At 53.9% G+C, this 21,295-nt stretch carries 18 protein-coding genes; 10 read left to right on the top strand and 8 right to left on the bottom strand.

The genetic code is table 11. The annotated features are described in order from the left end of the window. Nucleotides 1-134: 134 nt before the first annotated feature. Nucleotides 135-578 carry an Lrp/AsnC family transcriptional regulator gene (locus ACPGUT_RS13375; protein WP_423992200.1) on the bottom strand — a complete coding sequence of 148 codons (444 nt, stop codon included), beginning with the start codon at nt 576-578 and terminating at the stop codon, nt 135-137. 98 nt (nt 579-676) lie between these two features. Here ACPGUT_RS13375 and ACPGUT_RS13370 point away from each other — a divergent pair, with 98 nt between their 5' ends. Further along, nucleotides 677-1,288, top strand: coding sequence for a LysE family translocator (locus ACPGUT_RS13370; protein ID WP_423992199.1), 612 nt, complete (start codon nt 677-679; stop codon nt 1,286-1,288). A gap of 81 nt (nt 1,289-1,369) precedes the next feature. Here ACPGUT_RS13370 and ACPGUT_RS13365 read toward each other — a convergent pair whose 3' ends face one another. From ACPGUT_RS13365 to ACPGUT_RS13355, 3 genes are all read right to left on the bottom strand, one after another. Next, the gene (locus ACPGUT_RS13365; protein WP_423992197.1) at nt 1,370-2,965 is read right to left on the bottom strand and encodes a 5-guanidino-2-oxopentanoate decarboxylase; all 1,596 of its coding nucleotides are present in this window, start codon (nt 2,963-2,965) and stop codon (nt 1,370-1,372) included. Nucleotide 2,966: 1 nt separating this feature from the next. After that, nucleotides 2,967-4,415, bottom strand: a complete 1,449-nt coding sequence (locus tag ACPGUT_RS13360) for a TrkH family potassium uptake protein (protein WP_423992195.1) — start codon at nt 4,413-4,415, stop codon at nt 2,967-2,969. 79 nt (nt 4,416-4,494) lie between these two features. Continuing rightward, nucleotides 4,495-5,259, bottom strand: coding sequence for an IclR family transcriptional regulator (locus tag ACPGUT_RS13355; RefSeq protein WP_423992193.1), 765 nt, complete (start codon nt 5,257-5,259; stop codon nt 4,495-4,497). 89 nt (nt 5,260-5,348) lie between these two features. Between ACPGUT_RS13355 and ACPGUT_RS13350 the strand changes: the two genes are divergently transcribed. The 4 genes from ACPGUT_RS13350 to ACPGUT_RS13335 are packed head-to-tail and all read left to right on the top strand — an operon-like array spanning nt 5,349 to nt 8,446. Then, nucleotides 5,349-6,056: an SDR family NAD(P)-dependent oxidoreductase gene (locus ACPGUT_RS13350; RefSeq protein WP_423992191.1), complete on the top strand. Its 708-nt coding sequence runs from the start codon at nt 5,349-5,351 to the stop codon at nt 6,054-6,056. A gap of 16 nt (nt 6,057-6,072) precedes the next feature. Further along, complete coding sequence (locus ACPGUT_RS13345) at nt 6,073-6,603, top strand: 2,4'-dihydroxyacetophenone dioxygenase family protein (protein ID WP_423992189.1); 531 nt, start codon at nt 6,073-6,075, stop codon at nt 6,601-6,603. A 5-nt stretch (nt 6,604-6,608) separates the two neighbouring features. Continuing rightward, nucleotides 6,609-7,343, top strand: a complete 735-nt coding sequence (locus ACPGUT_RS13340) for an SDR family NAD(P)-dependent oxidoreductase (RefSeq protein WP_423992187.1) — start codon at nt 6,609-6,611, stop codon at nt 7,341-7,343. After that, nucleotides 7,343-8,446, top strand: coding sequence for a pyridoxal-phosphate-dependent aminotransferase family protein (locus ACPGUT_RS13335; protein ID WP_423992185.1), 1,104 nt, complete (start codon nt 7,343-7,345; stop codon nt 8,444-8,446). The genes ACPGUT_RS13340 and ACPGUT_RS13335 overlap by 1 nt, the downstream gene beginning before the upstream one ends. A gap of 63 nt (nt 8,447-8,509) precedes the next feature. Here ACPGUT_RS13335 and ACPGUT_RS13330 read toward each other — a convergent pair whose 3' ends face one another. Beyond that, nucleotides 8,510-9,625 (bottom strand): endonuclease/exonuclease/phosphatase family protein, encoded by a 1,116-nt coding sequence (locus ACPGUT_RS13330; RefSeq protein WP_423992183.1) that lies wholly within the window; start codon nt 9,623-9,625, stop codon nt 8,510-8,512. A gap of 329 nt (nt 9,626-9,954) precedes the next feature. Then, the gene (locus ACPGUT_RS13325; protein ID WP_423992181.1) at nt 9,955-10,557 is read right to left on the bottom strand and encodes a riboflavin synthase; all 603 of its coding nucleotides are present in this window, start codon (nt 10,555-10,557) and stop codon (nt 9,955-9,957) included. A 190-nt stretch (nt 10,558-10,747) separates the two neighbouring features. On the opposite strand from ACPGUT_RS13325, the gene ACPGUT_RS13320 reads away from it, so the two are divergent. The 5 genes from ACPGUT_RS13320 (at nt 10,748) to ACPGUT_RS13300 (ending at nt 19,155) form a co-directional block, all read left to right on the top strand. After that, nucleotides 10,748-12,049 (top strand): capsule biosynthesis protein, encoded by a 1,302-nt coding sequence (locus ACPGUT_RS13320; protein WP_423992179.1) that lies wholly within the window; start codon nt 10,748-10,750, stop codon nt 12,047-12,049. A gap of 104 nt (nt 12,050-12,153) precedes the next feature. Continuing rightward, nucleotides 12,154-13,284, top strand: a complete 1,131-nt coding sequence (locus ACPGUT_RS13315) for a polysaccharide biosynthesis/export family protein (RefSeq protein ID WP_423992177.1) — start codon at nt 12,154-12,156, stop codon at nt 13,282-13,284. A 4-nt stretch (nt 13,285-13,288) separates the two neighbouring features. Beyond that, the gene (locus ACPGUT_RS13310) at nt 13,289-15,361 is read left to right on the top strand and encodes a capsular polysaccharide biosynthesis protein (RefSeq protein ID WP_423992175.1); all 2,073 of its coding nucleotides are present in this window, start codon (nt 13,289-13,291) and stop codon (nt 15,359-15,361) included. Between the two features lie 131 nt (nt 15,362-15,492). Then, a complete protein-coding gene (gene prpE / locus ACPGUT_RS13305) occupies nt 15,493-17,385 on the top strand; it encodes a propionate-CoA ligase PrpE (RefSeq protein WP_423992173.1) in 1,893 nt (630 codons plus the stop codon). A 315-nt stretch (nt 17,386-17,700) separates the two neighbouring features. After that, on the top strand, nt 17,701-19,155 hold the full coding sequence (locus ACPGUT_RS13300) for a sigma-54-dependent transcriptional regulator (protein ID WP_423992171.1): 1,455 nt from the start codon (nt 17,701-17,703) through the stop codon (nt 19,153-19,155). Between the two features lie 190 nt (nt 19,156-19,345). Here the strand turns inward: ACPGUT_RS13300 and ACPGUT_RS13295 are convergent, their stop codons facing one another. After that, nucleotides 19,346-20,077: an aspartate/glutamate racemase family protein gene (locus tag ACPGUT_RS13295; protein WP_423992169.1), complete on the bottom strand. Its 732-nt coding sequence runs from the start codon at nt 20,075-20,077 to the stop codon at nt 19,346-19,348. A gap of 17 nt (nt 20,078-20,094) precedes the next feature. Next, entirely contained in the window at nt 20,095-20,862 is a 768-nt protein-coding gene (locus ACPGUT_RS13290; RefSeq protein ID WP_423992202.1) for an NAD kinase, read from the bottom strand. Between the last annotated feature and the right edge of the window lie 433 nt (nt 20,863-21,295).

Here is a 21,295-nt window from a genome sequence, read left to right as displayed (position 1 = left end):
TTCTGTCACTGATGCCAGGTCTGCACATGCTTTACACGACCATAATGCGCGAACGAGCCATCCGACGCTTTTATCACGGCACCTAAGGTGTCACCGATTGTGGTGCCTTGCACCAACTGCGGGCTTTGGTTTGCTCACGCCCGCTCATCTTTTGAGCTGCCCATCACGACCAAGCTGCTGATGGACGCAACGCCTTTGATAGTGCCCAGAATTTCCGTGTGGAAATGTTTGTAGCTTTGCAGATCAGCTGTCTCGACCCGCAGCAAATATTCATGTGCACCGGCAATGTTATGGCACTCTCGCACCTCCCGCGCCGCCGCAATCGCCTGCTCAAACCCAGCCTGCGCTTGTTTGGAATGATCCGCCAATCCCACCAGCACGTAGCAAGCAAAACCGGCCCCCGTTTTTTCACGATCCACGACCGCGCGGTAGCCTTTGATCACGCCCTGGCGTTCCATCTCTTGCACGCGGCGCAAGGTGGCGGACGGCGAAAGCGCGACGCGTTCTGCCAGTTCTGTGTTTGCGATCCGCCCCTCACGGGACAAAATGCGCAATATATCATCTGATTTACGATCCATTCCCGACAATAATTGCAAACAAAGACAAATATCAAACAAGAAAGATGCGGAATTGCGCCATATTTACGCAATGATCATCAGGCAATAAGGACAATACCATGACTTTCGATTTTCTCCCCGCCCTGATCACCTTCGCCTTCGTCAGCTCCATCACCCCCGGCCCCAACAACCTGATGTTGGTGGCCTCCGGTGCAAACTATGGTTTCCGCCGCTCTCTGCCCCATATGGTCGGGATCTCACTGGGGCACGGGTTTATGGTCTTTATTCTGGGGCTTGGGCTGCTGCAATTGTTTGACACGATCCCCAATCTTAAACTGTCCCTGACAGCGGTCTGCTCTGTCTATCTGCTGTATCTCGCCTATAAGATTGCCACCGCCAGTGCGCCCGGCAAGCCAAAAGAAGGCGCGAAACCCTTCACGTTTTTACAAGCTGCCGCCTTTCAATGGGTCAACCCGAAGGCCATCTATATGGGCATCGCAGCCCAAACCAACTATGGCCCCGAAGGCAGCACCGCACCGCTTTGGTTGACATCGCTTGTGGTGGCAGTGGCTTTCACCTGCACCAATCTGCCATCGGTCAGCACCTGGGCCTGGATGGGAACACAAATCCGTCGTTGGCTGCAAAGCCCTACCCGCCTGCGTGCCTTTAACTTTACGATGGCAACTCTGCTGATCCTGACGCTGGTTCCTGTGATCAAAGGGCTGCTTTGACCACCAATCAAAAGGCCCGCAATGACGCGGGCCTTGTCTTTTCCGGGCCTCTACAAGAAATCCGCTATGGTCAACGCCATGTCAGTCCTGCACATCTGGCGTGATGTAAATCAGGGTCGGGCCTGCATGATCCAGTGCCTCAGTCACGGCCTCTTTAAAGCCAGCCACATCCACAGGGGCCACCGCCTTCGCCCCAAAGGCTTCGGCCAGTTTGCAGAAATCCGGGTTCCGGGCGATCACCGCGTTCGGCGCAATCTGACTGCGCACCATCGCGTCTTCGATCTCTTTCAGCTTGCCATTGTCCCAAAGAATAATCGGCAGACTCAGGCCCAGTTCAACCGCCACGCCTAGTTCCTGCATGGTGTAATGAAACCCATAATCCCCAATGATCGAAATCACAGGATCATCACCAACCCCAACTTTACCACCGATCGCAGCCGGCAAAGCATACCCCAATGTGCCAAAGCCATAGGGGTGATGCCAGTGACCAGGACGATCCACAGGCTGGGTGTTTTTCAGTACATAGGCAATCTGCGTCATGTCTGAGTAAATCATCGTGTTCTCAGGCAAGATCTCGGCCAAAGCATCACCGAACTTCGCAACCCCCGGACGGGCCGCATCGGTTTCTGCACGCCAGGATGCGATGCAGGTTTTCACATGCTCAGCGTCCCAGATGCTGCTGTGTGTATGTCCGACCAGAAGATCAGCCACGTCACGCATAAAGGCTTTCGCATCCCCCATGACAGGCAAATCCGCACGATGTGCGTCCTGTAGGCTTTCAGCATCAATATCGACCCGCACAAGCGTAGCACATTTCCCGATTGTATCGCGCCAGATGTCAACCTCAGCCAACTCGGTTCCCAGGGCGATCACAAGATCCGCCGCTTCAATTTCACGTGTGGATTCAGGTGTCGCCAGATAAGCACCATAGTTCAAAGGATTATCCGATGGAATGATCCCTCGCCCTGCATAAGTGGTAAAACAGGCCGCACCGGTCAGGGCCATCAATGCACGTGCCTCTTCAAATCCGGCAACAGCGCCGCCACCAAAGATGAACATTGGTTTTTTCGCGGAAGATATCCATTCCGCCACAGCCGCAACGTCTTCGGGCCGGGCCAATGGCAGGCTGCCACGCAGCGCATCATCTGATGGCCCGGCCACCGGTGCGCCCAGCACTTCGATGGGCACCTGAATATGTTTCGGGCGTTTGCGCTTTGTCTCAAACTCCACAAGTGCACGGTCAATCAGCCCATAGGCCGCATCCGCCGTCAAAGCCACCTCTGACCAGTCACACACTGTACGTGCAGCGCCGGCTTGATCTTTCATCTGATGCAATTGACCACGTCGCGTCGCGATCTCATCCAGACAAGACGAAATCACCAACATCGAAACTGAATCCGAATACCCCTGCCCCATAGGCGTCATCGCGTTACACAGCCCTGGCCCTGTAATCAGATAGGCCACCCCCGGTTTGCCTGTCGCGCGCGCATACCCATCCGCCATGAAACCAGCACCCTGTTCATGGCGTGCCAGAATATGCCTAATCCCGGCTTCCTCAATTCCCCGATACAGTTCAACATTGTGAACACCAGGAATGCCAAAGATCACATCCACGCCCCGGTCTTTCAGCATATGGGACATCTGTGCGCCAAGGGGTCTTGTCAGGGATGTGCTCATGTCAGTCTCTCCAGAATTTCACCGTCAGGATGGCATAGACAGCCATCAGTTCCAGTCGCCCGATCAGCATCGCCGCTGCCAGGATCCATTTTGCCGTATCACTCAGCCCGGCGAAGTTCCCCGACGGGCCAATCTTATCTCCTAGTCCCGGCCCGATATTGGCTAGGGCCGCTGCGGCACCCGAAACAGACGTGGTAAAATCCAGTCCGGTCAGCCCCAGTGCCACAGCAATAACGCCCAGCGTCACGATAAAAAACACAAAGAACGACATTACAGAGTTCAAAACATCCTCTGGCACTTTTCGTCCCTCATATCGGGGGGCGAACATGCCGTTTGGCGAATGGATCTTGCGAATCTGTGATTTTACGGATGCGATCAGCAACTGATAGCGGAAGATCTTGATCGAACAGGCTGTCGATCCCGCACATCCCCCGATCAGTCCGATGATGAAAAACAGCACAACCGCAAAACTGCCCCAAAGCATATAATCCGCGCTGGCATACCCCGTACCGGTCAAGATCGACACCGTATTGAACAACACCTCACGGAAATGCGCCTCTGTCGTGCCGCCTTCTGCCGACCAACGCCAAAACGAAAGAGACACAACCAGTACAATCGCCGTGATGAAAAACGACCGCACCTGACTGTCCCGCAACAGAGGCTGTGCACTGCCCGAAATCAACTGCACGTACCGCACGAAAGGCAAGGCCGCAAACAGCATAAAGACCACGCAGGCATATTGCGCAAAGGCTGAAAAATCACCGAAAGAGCTGTCGTAATTGGCAAATCCGCCGGTCGCCACCGTGGTCATTGCATGCACCACCGCATCAAACCGACCCATGCCGCCCGCCATATATGTAATCGCACAGGCCAAGGTCAGCCCGACATAAATCACCGAAATACGGCTGGATATTTCAGTCGCACGCGGCAGAATTTTCCCAAAGGTATCAAAGCCTTCAGACTTAAAGATCTGCATCCCACCAATGCGCAGTTCCGGCAAAAACACCATCGCAACAACAATGATACCCACGCCACCAAACCACTGCAAAAGCCCACGCCACAACAGCAGGCTGCGCGGCAGATCATCTAATCCAGAAAACACCGTTGCGCCCGTTGTCGTCAGCCCACTCATGGCCTCGAAAAACGCATCAACCGTACTGGCTTCCAGCACGCCAAGCGCAAAGGGAAGCGCCCCGAACATCGGCAAAGCAACCCAAACACCCGTGGTCAGAAGAAAGGTCTGTCGGATCGTCAGCCCTTCGCGCACGCCGTTCTGGCAGGCCAGTGCCACCAGCCCCCCCGTCAAGCTTGTGATAACAGCGCTTTGCAAAAACACGACCCAATGCCCGTCCCCATCACGCAGGTCAACAGCCATAGGCGCCAGCATGGTCGCCCCGAGAAAGGCCACAAGCAGGCCAATAACATAGCCCACCGGGCGAAGATCAAACATACTACAGGCATCCCCCACCCGGCTCAGAGTGTCAAGAGAACCTCCTGCGTCGCGGGCAAATCCCTGATCACCGTGCCCGTTATATCGTGCTGTTCATGTGTAGTGACAACTCACGCACACAGTGCAGAAGTGGCGTGACATAACGACTTCGATCATCTGCCAGGCGAAACATGGGCACGGACACACTGATCGCAGCAACAGGTCTGGCTGGCCCTTCCGTTATAGCTGCCCCAAAACAAACGATGCCTTCTTCATTTTCCTGATCATCAAAGATGTAACCATCCGCCTGACATGCGGACACATGCTGTAAAATCCCATCAATGCTGGTGGTGGTAAAACGGGTGATCGCAGGCATGGGCATGTGATCCAGCCGGTTCAAAAGATCCGTTTTATCCAGCGCGGCAAGAAACGCTTTTCCAACGCCACTTGAATGCAACGGCACCGATGTTCCGATGGTTGACGCCATCCGAACCGTTTCCCGACTTTCGATTTTATCAATATAAACCAGCGCATCCCCACTGGGCACGGCCAGATGAATGGTTTCGCCGGTCTGATCGCGTAGCTTTTCCAGTGCATCACGGGCGATCTCACGTATATCAGATTGCACCAGCGCCTTTCGGGCCAAGGAAATAAGGCGCGCACCAGGTTTATAACGCCGCCCAGCGCTTTGGTGGATCAGGCCTTCCGCTTCAAGCCCTGCCAGCAGCCGATACAACGTCGGGCGGGTGAATTCACATTCTGTCAGAAGCTCCTGCAAATCGGGCGGCGTCTGACGGTCGCATATATGCTGCAACAAGCCAATACTGCGCGCAAAACTCTGGGTACCCTGAACCTGTTTGGTCATTTTGAAATCCACCAATTGACGAATTATGCGGTCAGGTTATGCTGTCCACATATGGAATCATGTATCCACAATATGGACAATCTGCTAAAATGACAAGCGAGAACATACATAAAACCGTTCTGGTAACCGGCGGAACCAGTGGCTTGGGTCAGGCCATCGCGCAAGGTTTCGCCCGAGAAGGCCATCAGGTTTATGCGGCGGGTCTTGGGCCTTTGCCTGAACATACCGCCGGTGTCAGCTATCAGACGCTAGACGTGCGCGATGGCCACGCCGTCGAACACCTGATTTCTGCATTGCCCGCGTTGGATGTGGTGGTGAACGCAGCTGGTATCATTCGTCGCGAGGCAGAATTACAGCCAGACGTCTTTGCAGAGGTGATTGATATCAATTTAAACGGCACCATGCGTGTCTGTGCAGCAGCTCGTCCATTGTTGGCACACAACCAAGGTGCAATCATAAATATCGCTTCAATGCTCAGCTATTTTGGCGGCGGGCTTGTCCCCGGCTATGCCGCTTCAAAGGGTGGGATTGCACAACTGACAAAATCTCTGGCCATCGCTTATGCAGCAGATGGCATCCGGGTCAATGCTCTGGCCCCGGGCTGGATCGCAACCCCGCTGACACAGGGCCTGCAAAACGACCCGGAACGATCCACTGCGATCCTGTCACGCACCCCCATGGCGCGCTGGGGACAGCCAGAAGACTTGATTGGTCCTGCGCTGTTCCTCGCCTCAGAACAGGCCGGCTTCATCACCGGTACAATTTTAAACGTCGATGGCGGCTACGCCGCTGTCTGACCTGAAAGGAAGCAATATGCCACTGGCCTCAGAAGACGAAAACCCGATGATCCCCTACAAACACCCCATGCCACAGGACGCGTTGCCTGACATCGTCATCCCGGATGCATTGTCTGAGAACGATCCTCGCATGTGGGTTCAGCAGACCGAAACCGTGTTCTTTCGCCCTTTGTGCCTGAATGTCAGCCAAGGCTATTGGATGAACCTTCTGAAAGTGACGAAATCGGGTGTTCTATCCCGCCATCGCCACCCTAATCCGGTGCATGGTTTTGTCCTGAAAGGCCGCTGGCATTATCTGGAACATGACTGGGAAGCAACCGAAGGCAGCTATGTTTATGAGCCACCCGGCGAAACCCATACGCTCGTCGTGCCAGAGGACGTGGATGAAATGATCACCTACTTCCAGGTGAATGGGTGCATGAATTACGTGGATCCGGATGGAAACAACATTGGCTACGAAGATGTGTTCACCAAGATTGACATGTGCCGCGCGCATTTCGAAAAAGTCGGCCTTGGTGCGGACTACGTCAAAAATTTTATCCGGTAATCGATATGAGCAACGTAACCTATGACTTCACCGGGCGCACAGCCGTCGTAACAGGTGGATCCGCCGGGATTGGCGCAGAGATCGCCCGCCATTATGCCCGGGCCGGGGCCAATGTGGCAATCTGGGATCTGCGCGCACCGGATGATACCCCAGAAGGTGCAATCTTCTGCGAAGTGGACATCAGCCAGCCAGATCAGATTGCACATGCGGTTTCGCAGACCTGCACAGCATTTGGCGGGATCGATTTCCTGTCGCATAACGCCGGGTTCGCAGGCCCTACCCTGCCTGTCACCGAAAATGATCCAGCCATCTGGGCCCGCGTCATAGATGTAAACCTAACCGGCACCTTCCATCTGGCCCATGCCATTGTCCCGATCATGCAGGATCGTGGCTTTGGCCGAATTATCAATATGGCATCTCTGGCGGGCAAAGAAGGCACGCCCAATGCTTCGGCTTATTCTGCGGCCAAAGCTGGCGTGATCGGCTTCACCAAGTCTCTGGCAAAGGAACTGGCTCAGACCGATATCCGCGTTAATTGCATCGCCCCTGCAGCGGTCAAAACCGCGATCTTGGATCAGATGGAACCAGAGTTTGTGCAAATCATGATCGATAAATCGCCGATGAAGCGCCTTGGTCACACCGAAGAAGTGGCGCGTATGGTGATGTGGTTGTCGTCAGAGGACTGTACCTTCAACACCGGTGCCGTCTTTGATCTGTCTGGCGGAAGGGCAACCTATTGATGCCACATATCCGCAACTTTACCCCCGGTCCTGTAGAGATTTCCGAACAGGTGCTTGCCGCTCAATATGGCAGCCAGAAACTGCATGTCGGCCCGGATTTTGCCGAAACATACGTCCGGGTGACTGAAAACCTGCAGACGATCTTTGGCACAAACGGTCATGTCGCCGTTGTTCCTGGATGTGGCACGCTCGCCAATGAAATGGCTTTGGGGGCATTTCTGCAGCCTGGCAAGCGCGCACTTATTCTGGATGCTGGGTATTTCAGTTCAGTTCTGCAACGTTCTGTTGAAGGTTGGGGCGCACAGGCAGATCTGCTTCCAATCCCGGCAGGACAGCCGGCGGACCCGCAGATCGTTCAAAATGCCCTGTCCGCACAGGATTATGACCTCCTGTGCTTCACCCATGTAGAAACCTCAACAGGGCTTCTGAACCCGATTGATGCGCTCACACAGGTCGCCAAGGCCGCAGGCGTTCCAGTTATGGTGGATTCCGTCAGCGCCCTTGGTACATGCCCGGCCCAGATGGATGATCTGGGTATATCCGCAATGACAACGGCTTCGCAAAAAGGGCTTGAATCCGTGCCAGGCCTTGGCATGGTCGCCCTATCTGAAACAACATGGCAACAGCTTGAAACCAGACAATTGCGGCGCGGTGGCATGACAGATCTTCTGCGCTGGCGCGAGCAGTTCAACACCGCCCATGATTGGCATCCCAGCCTAACCACAATGCCTGTCGGCGTGGTCTATGCGTTGGATATTGCACTGAAAAAGATCCTATCTGAAGGCCTGGAAACCCGATTTTCCCGCCACATAGGCGCACGGGATTATTTCTGCGACGCGATGACCCAGGCAGGCTTTGACCTGCAGATCATACAAGGCGCCCGGGCCGCCGGCGTGACCGCAGTACAAACAGGCGGGCGTTTCGCATCATCCAGATTGGTCAATCACCTGATATCGGACCACCATATTCGTATTGCCGGAGGCTTCGGGGCAAACAAGGAAGACGTTTTCCGGGTTGCCCATATGGGGGATCACGCAAATATCCCGGCTCTGAAAGCCGTCGTTTCCGCCATCACAGAATTTGCGGAAAGCCATGCAAAATAACACATAACATCACCTCCACCCTCTGTGGGGCATAAAAATGTGCCCCACAGAACACCCGGCATTTCAGGACAGTTCAAAATCAGCGAAAACCGCGCCATGATCTGATCCCGCATCCCGCCAGCTGCTAACCCCCGGGAAAACTTGCACCCCAGCATTGCTTCCATTCAGGTTTTCCGGTGGCATGCCACGACGTTCGATCCCCGCAGATCGCAACCCCGCCTGTAGGGCATCTGACACAAGGATATAGTCAATCTGATTGAATGCATCCTTGTAACGATAGGTCCAGCGTTGCCCCGCAACAGGACCAACCGGCGTATTCAGAACATCGGTCAAATCCCCCATCCCCACCAGAGGCGAAAGCGGATCACTGTCTGGCGTGTCATTCAGATCCCCAAGCACAGCAACATACTGATGTTGCAGATCATATCTCGTCTCCAGAATGCGACGTATTTCGTGGGCCTGCGCTTTTCGTTTTTCATCTCCCCCCTGATATTTACTCTTCAAGTGGTTTGCGAGAAGGAACACAGATCCAGCAGGCGTCAGAATTTCGACTTCCAAGCAATCCCGTGAAAAGATTGCTTTTCCCTCGGCTGTTTCGGCAAAGATATTTGTGCGCACCCGCCCAATCGGGAACTTTGAATACACCCCAACATCAATGCCGCGCGGGTCGCTTTTTCCGTCGATCAAAATATTATAGGGATACATTCGTCCTAGGCGATCCGCGTTAAATCGGTCCAGAACCAAACGGTCTTCGACTTCATTGATACAAATGACATCCGCATCCACTTCCCGGATAACACGTGCCGTATTTTTTGATGTTTGGTCAGAAAATTTATCACGGTCATAGGTCAGAAACCCAAGCCACTGATCCCTGCGCCTGGGCGCCAAACGATATGTTTCTTTTTCGCCATCACCATCTGCATCATGTTTCCTGAAAAGATAATACCCGACGTCGGAACGCAGCATATTATACCCAATGAATGACTTCAGATCTTTATAAAGATGCCCCGCCCGGTCTCGGTCTGCGGAACTGTATGTCTCTTTCTGAAGAATACCCTGAAGCTCTCCGATGCGCTTCATCTTTGCGCTTCCGGTATCATGCTGGGCGAAATTTAAAACTTTGGCGCGCCCGAAAAGGTTCTCAACATTATAGGTCGCAATCCGGATGTTCAGTGTCATGAAATGTCCTTTCGCTTAAAATAATGCGGACATCATACATGATTTTTCAAAAAATTACGACTTAGAGCTGCGAATGGCTTTCCCCGACCGGGGCGTTCAAATCACCTCAGACCATGTGCCAGGGACGGGCCTGTTTATCGCAAGCTGACTATATCTGTCGAATTTGAACTCAACATCCATGGCAAAGCTCTTGTCATCCGACCTTTGGTACAATCCTTCAAAATGCACACGATCCAATTGTACAGATCATTGGAAGGCCCTCAGGCGGTCAGCCCCAAATAACAGAGACTGGCCGTATATTATTGCTGAACCCCAAAAGGCGCTGTGCTTTAGCTAAACTCGCGCAGACGGGCCACATAGCGGGCCATGGTGTCAATTTCGAGATTGATAAAATCACCCTCTTTCACATCACCCCAGGTCGTGACTTCCTTGGTGTGAGGGATGACATTGATACCAAAGGTACAGCCGTCCACTTCGTTCACCGTCAACGATGCACCATTCAGGGCAACCGACCCTTTAGGCGCGATAAAACGGGCCAGATCTTCTGGCGCGCGGAATGTCATGCGAGTGCTGCCACCTTCGTCACGCAATTCAATCAGTTCAGCCACACCATCCACATGACCAGACACAATATGACCGCCCAGTTCATCCCCAACCTTCAAAGCACGTTCCAGGTTCAGGCGACGCCCGTTGTTCCAGCTGTTGCGGCCAATATTTGTCAAGTTCACGCTTTCGGCCGAAATTTCCACATCAAACCAGTTCTTTGGCGATGTCCCCGTTGCAACGACCGTCAGGCAAACCCCGTCACAGGCAATTGACGCCCCCATGTCGATCGTATCCACATCGTATGAGGTCCCGATGCGCGCGCGCAAATCGCCACGCTGTTCGGTTTCAAGCACTTCGCCAACGTCGGTGATAATTCCGGTAAACATGATGCGTCCTCTGATCTGATGCCTTTGGGCCGGGGTAACTTTTTGCGCGAAGCTGCGCAAGAAAAACCCGCATACACCGAACTTACAACCGGAGCTTGCCTTCATTTGCGACGCTGGGTTACTGTGCCACCAGTTCCGCCAAAAGCTGACATCAGATTGGCCGGCCGGTTTTTAGAAAGCAATGCTATTGATGAGTACAGGCGTACAACCACCCGCCGACCAGCGTCGGTTCCTGTTTCTGCAAGGCCCCCACGGCCCGTTTTTTGCAAAACTGGGTAAAATGCTGCGTGCGGCTGATGCCCAGGTCTGGCGTATTGGCTTTAATGCCGGCGATCAGGCCATGTGGTTTCGTGGGCCAGGTTATATTCCATTTACGGATACACCCGAAAACTGGCCTGCGTTCTATCAAGACCGACTGGATGAACACCAGATCACCGATATTGTGCTGTATGGTGACACCCGGCAGATCCATGCAACTGCGGTAAAAGAAGCCAAAGCCCGTGGTCTGCGTGTCCATATTTTCGAAGAAGGCTATCTGCGCCCTTATTGGGTCACATATGAACGGGATGGCTCCAACGGCCATTCACGCCTGATGGGCCTAGGTGTGCTTGAAATGCAGAAAGCCCTTGAAACCGTCGATATGGATGTGCCCGAGGCCCCTGCCCGCTGGGGTGATATGCGCCAGCACATGTTTTACGGCGCGCTGTATCACTGGTACGTCATGTTGCGAAATCGAAAATACAAAGGGTTTCGCCCCCACCGGGACATCAGTGTCTGGCGGGAATTTCAGCTATATTTCCAGCGCCTAATGCTGGCCCCACTTCTTGCCTTTGATCGGATCGCGGCAACCATGCGGATCAAATACGGTGGCTTTCCTTACCATCTTGTTCTGCTTCAGCTGGAACATGATGCCAGCTTCCGTGAACACAGCCCCTTTGACACCATGCCGCAATTCCTGGAAACCGCCCTACGTGGATTTGCAGAAGGCGCGGCCAAGCATCATCACCTCGTTTTCAAGGCACATCCACTGGAAGACGGCCGTGTGCCACAGCGCCGTGAAATTCGACGAATCGCCAAAGAACTGGGCATCGGGAATCGGGTACATTATGTGCGTGGCGGCAAGCTCGCCAAACTGTTAAACCACGCCAGAAGCGCGATCACAGTGAATTCAACCGCAGCACAACAGGTGCTTTGGCGGGGCTTGCCTCTGAAGGTCTTCGGTGATGCCGTATATGCAAAACCCGAATTCGTTTCAAAGCAGTCCTTGCCCGAATTTTTCCAGCAGCCTACGCGCCCAGATACACGATCTTATCGCGATTATCGCCATTATTTACTGGAAACTTCGCAAATCGCCGGTGGTTTCTACTCCGCTGGCGGACGTCGTCAGATTTTACGCCAGGTCGTGGATCTGATGTTGGCTGATCAGGATCCATATGACGCCCTAATGACCGGAAACGCGCCCCCGCGGCAACAGTTGCACAGCATTCAATAGGCATGCGTGAAACGAAACTGGATTTTTGCAAATCCCTTCGCTAAAGTTAGTCAAAATATCTCCGCATAAAAACCAGCGGAATACATATTAATGAGGGCGTAGTAGTGATTATTTCAACATCCAAATGGGTGAAGCCATTCGTATTGTCTGCAGTTGTGCTGTCACTGGCCTCCTGTGGGTTGCCTCGCTCAGGTCCAAACAAATCTGAAATCAACCGGGGATCTGTCGAAAACGGCGGCAGCTCGTTCATCATCACCGTTGATAATTCAACCGCTGGCAAAATTTCAGAGGCGCCAGTCGCCGGATTCACCCAGGCTTTTCTCAGTGCCGGTGAAATTGGCTCTGACACCATTCGCCCAGGCGACACCCTTAGCCTGAGCATCTGGGAAAACGTCGAGGCCGGTGTTCTTGGCACCCGCGGTGCCCCTTCTGTCCTGAGTGAAATGCAGGTTGATGGCGCAGGTATGATCTTTGTTCCTTACGCAGGTCGTATCCGCGCAAGTGGCAACACACCTGATGCCCTGCGCCGTATTATCACCGAAAAACTTGACGAACAAACACCAGATCCACAGGTTTTGGTCAGCCGTGTCGCCGGGAACGGTGCCACTGTTTCACTCGTTGGTGATATTGGTGGGCAAGGTATTTACCCAATCGAACGCCCAACCCGAACGCTGGCCGCTATGATTGCCCAGGCCGGTGGTGTCAGCATTGCACCAGATATCGCACGCGTAACAGTGCTTCGCGGAAACCAGTCCGGTACGGTTTGGCTGGAAGATCTTTATTCTAACCCGCGCTATGACATTGCCTTACGCGCAAATGATCGCGTCTTGGTCGAAGCAGACACACGTTCCTTCACCACACTTGGTGCAACCGGCAGTCAAGCTCGTGTTGCCTTTGAATCCCAGACACTCTCTGCAATCGAAGCCATTGCGCAGGTTGGCGGGATTTCCAGCAATATCGCCGACCCAACGGGCATCTTTGTGTTCCGCAACGAAAACGCGGCAACCGCAAATGCCGTCCTGGGCCGAAACGATCTGACCGGCGTCCAGCGTTTTGCCTATGTGCTTGACCTGACCCAACCCGACGGTGTGTTCTTGGCCCGTGATTTTGTCATTCGCGATGAAGACACCATTTATGTGACCGAAGCGCCATTCGTACAGTGGAACAAGTCCATTGCAGCGCTGACAGGTTCCTTACAGTCAGCAAACGCTCTTAACTCAATCGCCGGCAACTAAATTTATGCCAACGGCATCAGGTATGATGAAAGACGCCGGGCCCGAAACGGCCCGGCGTCTTTACGTTTATAACGGCGGCTTCCTGACACAGGGCCGTATACGCCGCATTCTGTCCCTTGCCGGCTATGACATCAAAATCGGCACCCCCGGACCTGATGACATGGTCGCGGTCTGGGGCAAAAGCCCCACATCCCCCCGGGGCGAAAAAGTGGCCAAGCGACATGACAGCCCGGTTTTGCGCGTTGAAGACGCGTTTCTGCGATCCGTCCTGCCCGGGCGTAGTGGCAGTGATCCAATTGGCTTATTTCTGGACACTGGGGGCGTACATTTTGACAGTTCCACCCCATCGGATCTTGAAACAATCTTGGCCACTAACCCGCTTGATGATGCTGCGATCCTGAACCGTGCACGCGGCGCCATTGAACGCATTCGCAAAGCCCATCTGTCGAAATACAACAACTTTAATCCGGCGCGCCCTGCCCCGGATCCCGGCTATGTTCTGGTGATTGATCAGACACGTGGCGATGCCTCTGTGACATATGGCAATGCCGACGCGAATAGTTTTCGCGAAATGCTGGTCACTGCACGTCTGGATCATCCGCACGCGAAGATTCTCATCAAGACCCACCCGGAAACACAGGCAGGACACCGCGAAGGCTATTACTCCACGGTCGACGAAAATGATCAGGTGACCCTGTTCAGTGACGATGTCTCGCCCCATGTGCTGCTGGAAGGTGCCATAGCCGTATACACCGTGTCATCAACCCTGGGATTCGAAGCCATCTTTTCCGGTCACAAACCCCATGTCTTTGGCCAACCATGCTATGCGGGCTGGGGGCTGACTGAGGATCATCAACCCATCGACCGGCGTCAGCGCGTTCTAACGCGTGCGCAATTGTTCGCAGCGGTTATGATCCTCTATCCAACCTGGTACGATCCCTGCAATGACCGTCTCTGTTCACTGGAAGATGCCATCGGCGCATTGGAAGCCGAAGTGCGACAATGGCGCGAAGATCAGCAAGGTTATATCGCCATGGCCATGCGCAGCTGGAAACGCACGCATCTGCAACATTTTTTCGGTGCGCAAAAAGCTGTCAGATTTGACGATCACCCGAAAAAAGCCACCGCCAATGCCCGCAGCCAGCACCGCAAACTGATGATCTGGGCCGGGTATGCCAACCAAGAGATCCGCAATACCGCCACACCAACCCCACTCATGCGGGTCGAAGACGGTTTCCTGCGCTCTCGCGGGCTGGGTGCTGCCCTAACCCCACCTCTGTCTCTCGTGTCTGACGATCTGGGCATCTATTATGACCCACGCAATGAAAGTCGTCTCGAACATATGATCGCGGCCCGCACCCGCCTTAGCGACGCGGAAGATCACCGCATTGAACGGCTGATTGATAAAATCAAACGCGCGGGGCTTAGCAAATATAACCTGAAACCGGACGGGGTCGATCTGCCGCCGCGTCAAGAGGGGCAGATGGTGATCCTCGTGCCAGGTCAGGTCGAAGATGACGCCTCCATTCGGTTTGGCACAGATAAGGTCAATACAAATGCCGCCCTTCTGGAAGCCACACGCACCGCATATCCCGACGCACAGATCCTGTACAAACCCCATCCCGATTGCGAAACCGGTCTGCGCAAAGGCAATATTACACACGACACGGCCTTGAAATGGGCTGATCATGTTATGGACAATATGGACACCGCATTTTTGCTGGACCACTGCGACAGGGTTTCAACTATGACCTCGCTCATGGGGTTCGAAGCACTTTTGCGGGGTCGCAAAGTCACCTGTTACGGACAGCCGTTTTATGCGGGCTGGGGACTGACACAGGATATGTCGCCAACGCCATCGCGCCGCAAGACACATCCATCGATGCACGGCCTGGCCTATGCCACATTGATTGATTACCCACGCTATTATGATCCGAAATCACGCCGCCCTGCCCCGGTCGAAGTCATCGTTGATCGCCTGACACAGGGAAATTTACCAAAGCCATCTTACGCCAATCGCATCCTATCAAAGCTGCAGGGGCGTCTTGCCAGTTACAGCTGGATCTGGCGTCGCTGACCGGGGACAGCCCGGCTGTTAGCGGTAAATCGCGACATTCGGGCGCAGGAACCACATTTCATGTCACTTGCCTGACGCGAAACCCTGCGCATAGAAACATATAGGGACAGTGCAGTCAGGGAGGACAACACATGACTTATCGGGAAACATACAACGCTTGGAAATCAGATCCGGAAGCATTCTGGATGGAAGCAGCCGAAGCGATTGAATGGGATCAGAAACCGTCCAGGGCACTCTCTGACGAAAATGCGCCTTTGTATGAATGGTACGCCGATGCAAAGGTCAACACCTGCTGGAACGCAGTGGACCGCCACGTTGAAAATGGCCGAGGCGAACAAACCGCCATCATTTATGACAGCCCGATCACCCACACCAAACGTGAAATCTCCTATGTAGAATTGCGCAACCGGGTGGCGTCCCTTGCGGGTGCTTTGCGTGCAAAAGGCGTGGAAAAAGGTGACCGCGTTATCATTTACATGCCAATGATCCCTGAGGCACTTGAGGCTATGCTGGCCTGTGCCCGTATCGGTGCTGTGCATTCCGTGGTCTTCGGTGGTTTTGCTGCAAATGAGCTGGCCGTGCGTATTGATGACTGCACGCCCAAGGCCATCATCGCGGCCTCTTGCGGGCTGGAACCCGGGCGCACCGTACATTACAAACCGCTTCTGGATGGTGCGATTGAACTGGCAACCCACAAACCAGACTTCTGCGTGATCTTTCAACGGGAACAGGAAGTGGCCGAACTGGTTGAGGGACGCGATTTCAACTGGCACGGCTTCCAGTACGGTGTGGAACCTGCCGGTTGCCTGCCGGTTGAAGGCAACCACCCCGCCTATATCCTGTACACATCCGGCACCACCGGTCAGCCAAAAGGCGTTGTGCGTCACACCGCAGGTCATCTTGTGGCCCTGAACTGGACGATGAAGAACATCTATAACGTCGATCCGGGCGATGTGTTCTGGGCCGCCTCTGATGTCGGTTGGGTCGTTGGTCATTCCTATATCTGTTACGGCCCGCTGATCCACGGCAACACCACGATTGTCTTTGAAGGCAAACCTGTTGGAACGCCAGATGCCGGCACCTTCTGGCGTGTGATCGAAGAACATAAGGTTAAGACCTTCTTCACCGCCCCCACGGCCTTCCGCGCTGTAAAGCGTGAAGATCCAACCGGCGAATACGTAAAAAAATACGACCTCAGCTGTCTGGAACAGGTTTTCCTGGCGGGTGAACGCGCAGATCCCGACACGATCGTCTGGGCGCAGGACCAGCTGCAGAAACCGATCATTGACCACTGGTGGCAGACTGAACTGGGCTATCCCGGCGTATGTAACCCGGTTGGGATCGAACTTCTGGACGTCAAACTTGGCTCTCCTTCCGTGCCTCTGCCTGGCTATGAGATGAAAATTTTCGATGATGAAGGCAATGAACTGCCCCCAGGTGAATTGGGGGCCATTGTAACACCTCTGCCCCTGCCCCCGGGCACCTTCCCAACACTGTGGAATGCGGAAGACCGGTATAAGTCCAGCTATCTCGAAACCTTCCCCGGCTATTACGAAACCGGCGATGCGGGCATGATCGATGAAGATGGCTATCTTTACATCATGGCGCGCACCGATGACGTGATCAACGTCGCGGGCCATCGCCTGTCAACCGGCGGCATGGAAGAGGTTCTCGCCGCTCATCCAGATGTAGCGGAATGCGCGGTAATCGGTGTCGCTGACGCCTTGAAAGGACAGATGCCCATGGGCTTTCTCTGCCTTAACTCCGGGACAGATCGCCCTCATGCGGACATTGTCTCAGAAGTGGTAAAACTGGTGCGAGAAAAAATTGGCCCCGTGGCAGCATTCAAGCTGGCCTGCGTGGTGGACCGGTTGCCCAAAACCCGTTCTGGTAAAATTTTGCGGGCTACAATGGTGAAAATTGCGGACGGCGAAACCTTCAAAATGCCTGCAACGATTGATGATCCGGCCATCTTGGATGAAATTCGGGACGCATTGAAAACACTGGGATATCCGCAACAGTAGTTATAACAGAAACTACACCGTTTCATACCTCTTGAAGTTGACACAAAAACGAGTCAAATTCAGGAGGTAACGGGCCATTCGCCCGTATATTCGTTATGAGTGAAGCGTCAGGTCAGTTAATATGTTGTTTTCCCAGTTTGTTTCGGGGGATCCCCTTGGATCAGTTCCTGCACCTGCCCGACAGGTAATAGGGTTTTTTCCCATCCAGAAAACCGCAACCTCTGGAAATACGCGCCCCTACAGCACATATCCCCTGCGTCTTGCCAATACGATCCACGCGCCCGTCACACAGTCTCATAACAAGGCTGTTCCCCAATGACGAAACAGCTGCTTTTGATTGAGGACATCGCATCTCTGCAACAAGGGTACCATGATGCCCTGGCCAACGCCGGATATACGGTTCACCTTTGCCGAACTGGCGTCGAAGGATTGGCCGCCTTTGATGAAACACGTCCTCCTGTTGTTTTACTCGACCTGCTTCTACCGGATCGCAGCAGCATCGATTTGGTACAAGATATCCTGGCCATCGCGCCGGAAACCCGCATCATCGTCATAACGGCCAACGGATCGATCAATCGGGCGGTTGAAGCCATGCGCATTGGGGCCCATGAATTTCTGCTAAAACCGTTCAACGAACAGCGCTTATTGGCCGCTATTCAGAACGCTTGGATCGACAACGATCCGGCACCCGAAGAAACGCCCCCTTCCCCACCTCTGCAGACCATGGGCTTCATTGGATCTTCTGCGGTGATGAACCGGGTCTATGAAAACATCCGCACAGTTGCTGCCTCAAAGGCCACGGTCTTTATCACGGGTGAAAGCGGCACCGGCAAAGAAATCTGCGCCCAGGCGGTGCATGATCTCTCCACCCGTGCTGATGGGCCATTTGTTCCGATCAACTGTGGCGCGATCCCGAATGACCTGCTGGAAAGCGAAATTTTCGGCCATTTGCGTGGCGCTTTTACGGGTGCGATCTCTGACAAACCCGGCGCTGCCGCTGTCGCCGACGGCGGTACGCTGTTTTTCGACGAAATCTGCGAGATGAGCATGGAATTGCAGACCAAGCTGCTGCGCTTCCTGCAAACCTCCATGATCCAACCCGTTGGCTCTGTGCGTCCGATTAAGGTCAACGTTCGCATCGTCTGTGCGACCAATCTGGATCCTCTTGAACAGATGCGTCTGGGTAAGTTTCGCGAAGATCTTTATTATCGTCTGCATGTGGTGCCCCTTCACCTGCCGCCCCTGCGCGAACGCGAAAGCGATGTCATCGAAATTGCCACCAACGCATTGCAGCAATTTTCAAATGAAGAAGGTCGCCGTTTTGAAGGGTTCTCCCCCGAAACCGAAAACTTTTTCCGGGCGCATCGTTGGCCTGGCAACGTGCGTCAGCTGTTGAATGTCGTGCGAAATATTGTTGTTCTGAACAATGGCACATCGGTCAGTATGGATATGCTGCCGCATGATTTCAGACGTTCCCTGCATTCGGAACCCCACTTGTCATCACCCGAGACGGTTTTAAACACAACGATACCACCGTCATTCCCACAGGCCAGTGCCACCCCCTCCAACGAAGCCCCTCTTAACGGGTTGATTGGCAAAACACTGGACGAAATTGAACGCATCGTGGTCCAGGAAACCATCGCGCGAAACGGCGGTTCCATTCCGGTGGCGGCACGTGTTCTGGCTGTCTCCCCGTCTACGATCTATCGCAAAATTTCCAGCTGGAAACTACAAGACAAGGCCCTGCGCGACAGAAACCGGGCCTCATAAATTATGTTCGCAATGCAGCAGATCGATTTTCCAATCGATGCCGGAAAAATCAAGGTGGACGCTGCACAGTTAGGGTTTTGCACCACCTTGGCCATCGGCCTCGATTGCCGCCAACCCTGTCTTTGAAACCTCATTGCCGCGTTACTGCAATGCCCTTCATGATCGAAATCAAGTTCCTACAAAGCCCCCCTTACACCACCCCTGTGTAAGGTTTGCGTGCAAGGGTTTCGTGCACATAGTTAATCATTGTGATGAAGTCGAACACCGGAAGCCCCGTCGCCGCCTGAACTGCATGCGCATAGGGCGGTATATCGCTGCATTCCAGTAAGATAGCCCCCAAATCATCGTATTCCGCATAAAGCTTTTGCGCAGCTTCAACAACTTCCCGGCAGACGGCATCATCATCAAATTCGTTTTTGTTCTTTAATAGAGAGCCGCCAAAAACATCCGCATTTTCCAGGCCAGAAATCGCCAAGGGAATATCTTTAGACACGTTAGATCCTGCGAAATGTGCGGCCGTCAGGCTGGTGCTATCGGCAACAATAATACCAACGCGCTTTCCAGTGATCATATGCATGAAAGGAATTTGCAGCAGGCTTGAGACAAACACAGGAATATCCACAGCCTTTGCAATTTCCTTTTGATATAGCGCCATAAAACCGCAAGCTCCGGTGATGGCCTTAACGCCTTCCGCTTGTAATTTACGGGCCGCGGCGATGAAGGGTTCAAGAAGGGACGGATCCGCTTGATGCAGCAAACGCTCGACCGACACACCTTCGACCAATGCATAGCGGACCGGGAAATCGAATGTAGATGCGTTCGCAACGTTCCCCGGCACAAAGGGGTAATCACAATCCAACACCAAAATCCCGATGGTTTCGCCGGCCCAATTTTGGCTTTTCAGTCGTGATTTATAAATCATATTCAGTGCCTTGTGCGTCAGATAAATTGTTCCTGTAACAGGCGTTCTTCCAGCCCATGGCCCGGGTCAAACAGCAAGCGGTGGCTGACGGCAGGCTGACTTTCGATTTCCACGAAGGCAACGTTGCGCACAGACCGGCTGTCCGCATCCACCATCACCGGGCGTTTGGGGGCTTCCAGCACGTCAAAGCGCACTTTTGCCCCTTTCGGCAGCAATGCCCCACGCCAGCGTCGCGGCCGGAACGCAGCAACCGCTGTCAGTGCAAGAACCCCAGCCCCGATTGGCAGAATTGGACCATGCGCAGAGTTGTTATAGGCCGTAGATCCCGCAGGCGTTGACAGCAGCGCGCCATCGCAGACCAGTTCCTTCATCCGAACCCGCCCATCCACAGAAATCTGCAATTTCGCCGCCTGGGGCCCGGCGCGCAGCAAAGAAACTTCGTTTATTGCCAAGGCCTTATGCTGTGTGCCATCCACACATTCCGCGTTCATTTCCAATGGGTTTATCACAGCTTCTTCGGCTTCCATCAGACGCCCGACCAGGCCACTTTCGCTGTATTCATTCATCAGAAACCCAACAGTGCCACGGTTCATGCCATAGACTGGCACTTCAAGTGCGCGGGTTTCATGCAAGGTCTGCAACATAAACCCATCGCCGCCCAGCGCGACCAGAATATCGGCGTCGGACGGATCACAATCCCCATAGCGTGCAACCAAACGTGCACGCCCCGCCCGGGCACGTTCACTTTCACTGGAACGAAATGCGATTTTTAGCTTTGCACTCATGACATGGCCTGTTTGCGCCCGATCTCGGGCCTGTTTCGCTACAGTTGCCTGCAAAACCCCGGAAGGCAAGGCCCGGGCCGTCATTCTCTGCGACTCTCTGTTTATGCAGTGCCTGAAATTGCGGCATCCAGGATCTGCGTACAATTGTGTACCGTAAATTAAGGGGTTTTTGAACATTTTTCCGGCAAATTACCGCCTCTGTGCCGCAGAATACGGGCACTGCGTCGCATTATCTGCTTCTGCTTACCGGAGCTTCCCGTTAGAAACTTGCAAAATAGCCCCGCGTTCAGACAGGAAAATGCGCCATGACCAGTGATAGCACGACAAACGCCTTCTTCACCGAATCTCTCGCAACACGCGACCCTGAGCTTCACGCCTCAATCACCAGCGAGCTTGGCCGCCAGCGCGACGAGATCGAACTGATCGCATCCGA

This window comes from Halocynthiibacter sp., assembly GCF_049608145.1.
In the GTDB taxonomy this organism is placed as follows: domain Bacteria; phylum Pseudomonadota; class Alphaproteobacteria; order Rhodobacterales; family Rhodobacteraceae; genus Halocynthiibacter.
The sequence above is the reverse complement of the archived record's forward strand: the minus strand, read 5'-3'. Positions and strand labels throughout refer to the sequence as shown.

Bases quoted from the DNA above. Each gene is read 5' to 3' on its own strand.
- ACPGUT_RS13375 (WP_423992200.1), bottom strand. From the start codon at position 578: ATGGATCGTAAATCAGATGATATATTGCGCATTTTGTCCCGTGAGGGG.
- ACPGUT_RS13370 (WP_423992199.1), top strand. From the start codon at position 677: ATGACTTTCGATTTTCTCCCCGCCCTGATCACCTTCGCCTTCGTCAGC.
- ACPGUT_RS13365 (WP_423992197.1), bottom strand. From the start codon at position 2,965: ATGAGCACATCCCTGACAAGACCCCTTGGCGCACAGATGTCCCATATG.
- ACPGUT_RS13360 (WP_423992195.1), bottom strand. From the start codon at position 4,415: ATGTTTGATCTTCGCCCGGTGGGCTATGTTATTGGCCTGCTTGTGGCC.
- ACPGUT_RS13355 (WP_423992193.1), bottom strand. From the start codon at position 5,259: ATGACCAAACAGGTTCAGGGTACCCAGAGTTTTGCGCGCAGTATTGGC.
- ACPGUT_RS13350 (WP_423992191.1), top strand. From the start codon at position 5,349: ATGACAAGCGAGAACATACATAAAACCGTTCTGGTAACCGGCGGAACC.
- ACPGUT_RS13345 (WP_423992189.1), top strand. From the start codon at position 6,073: ATGCCACTGGCCTCAGAAGACGAAAACCCGATGATCCCCTACAAACAC.
- ACPGUT_RS13340 (WP_423992187.1), top strand. From the start codon at position 6,609: ATGAGCAACGTAACCTATGACTTCACCGGGCGCACAGCCGTCGTAACA.
- ACPGUT_RS13335 (WP_423992185.1), top strand. From the start codon at position 7,343: ATGCCACATATCCGCAACTTTACCCCCGGTCCTGTAGAGATTTCCGAA.
- ACPGUT_RS13330 (WP_423992183.1), bottom strand. From the start codon at position 9,625: ATGACACTGAACATCCGGATTGCGACCTATAATGTTGAGAACCTTTTC.
- ACPGUT_RS13325 (WP_423992181.1), bottom strand. From the start codon at position 10,557: ATGTTTACCGGAATTATCACCGACGTTGGCGAAGTGCTTGAAACCGAA.
- ACPGUT_RS13320 (WP_423992179.1), top strand. From the start codon at position 10,748: ATGAGTACAGGCGTACAACCACCCGCCGACCAGCGTCGGTTCCTGTTT.
- ACPGUT_RS13310 (WP_423992175.1), top strand. From the start codon at position 13,289: ATGCCAACGGCATCAGGTATGATGAAAGACGCCGGGCCCGAAACGGCC.
- prpE (WP_423992173.1), top strand. From the start codon at position 15,493: ATGACTTATCGGGAAACATACAACGCTTGGAAATCAGATCCGGAAGCA.
- ACPGUT_RS13300 (WP_423992171.1), top strand. From the start codon at position 17,701: ATGACGAAACAGCTGCTTTTGATTGAGGACATCGCATCTCTGCAACAA.
- ACPGUT_RS13295 (WP_423992169.1), bottom strand. From the start codon at position 20,077: ATGATTTATAAATCACGACTGAAAAGCCAAAATTGGGCCGGCGAAACC.
- ACPGUT_RS13290 (WP_423992202.1), bottom strand. From the start codon at position 20,862: ATGAGTGCAAAGCTAAAAATCGCATTTCGTTCCAGTGAAAGTGAACGT.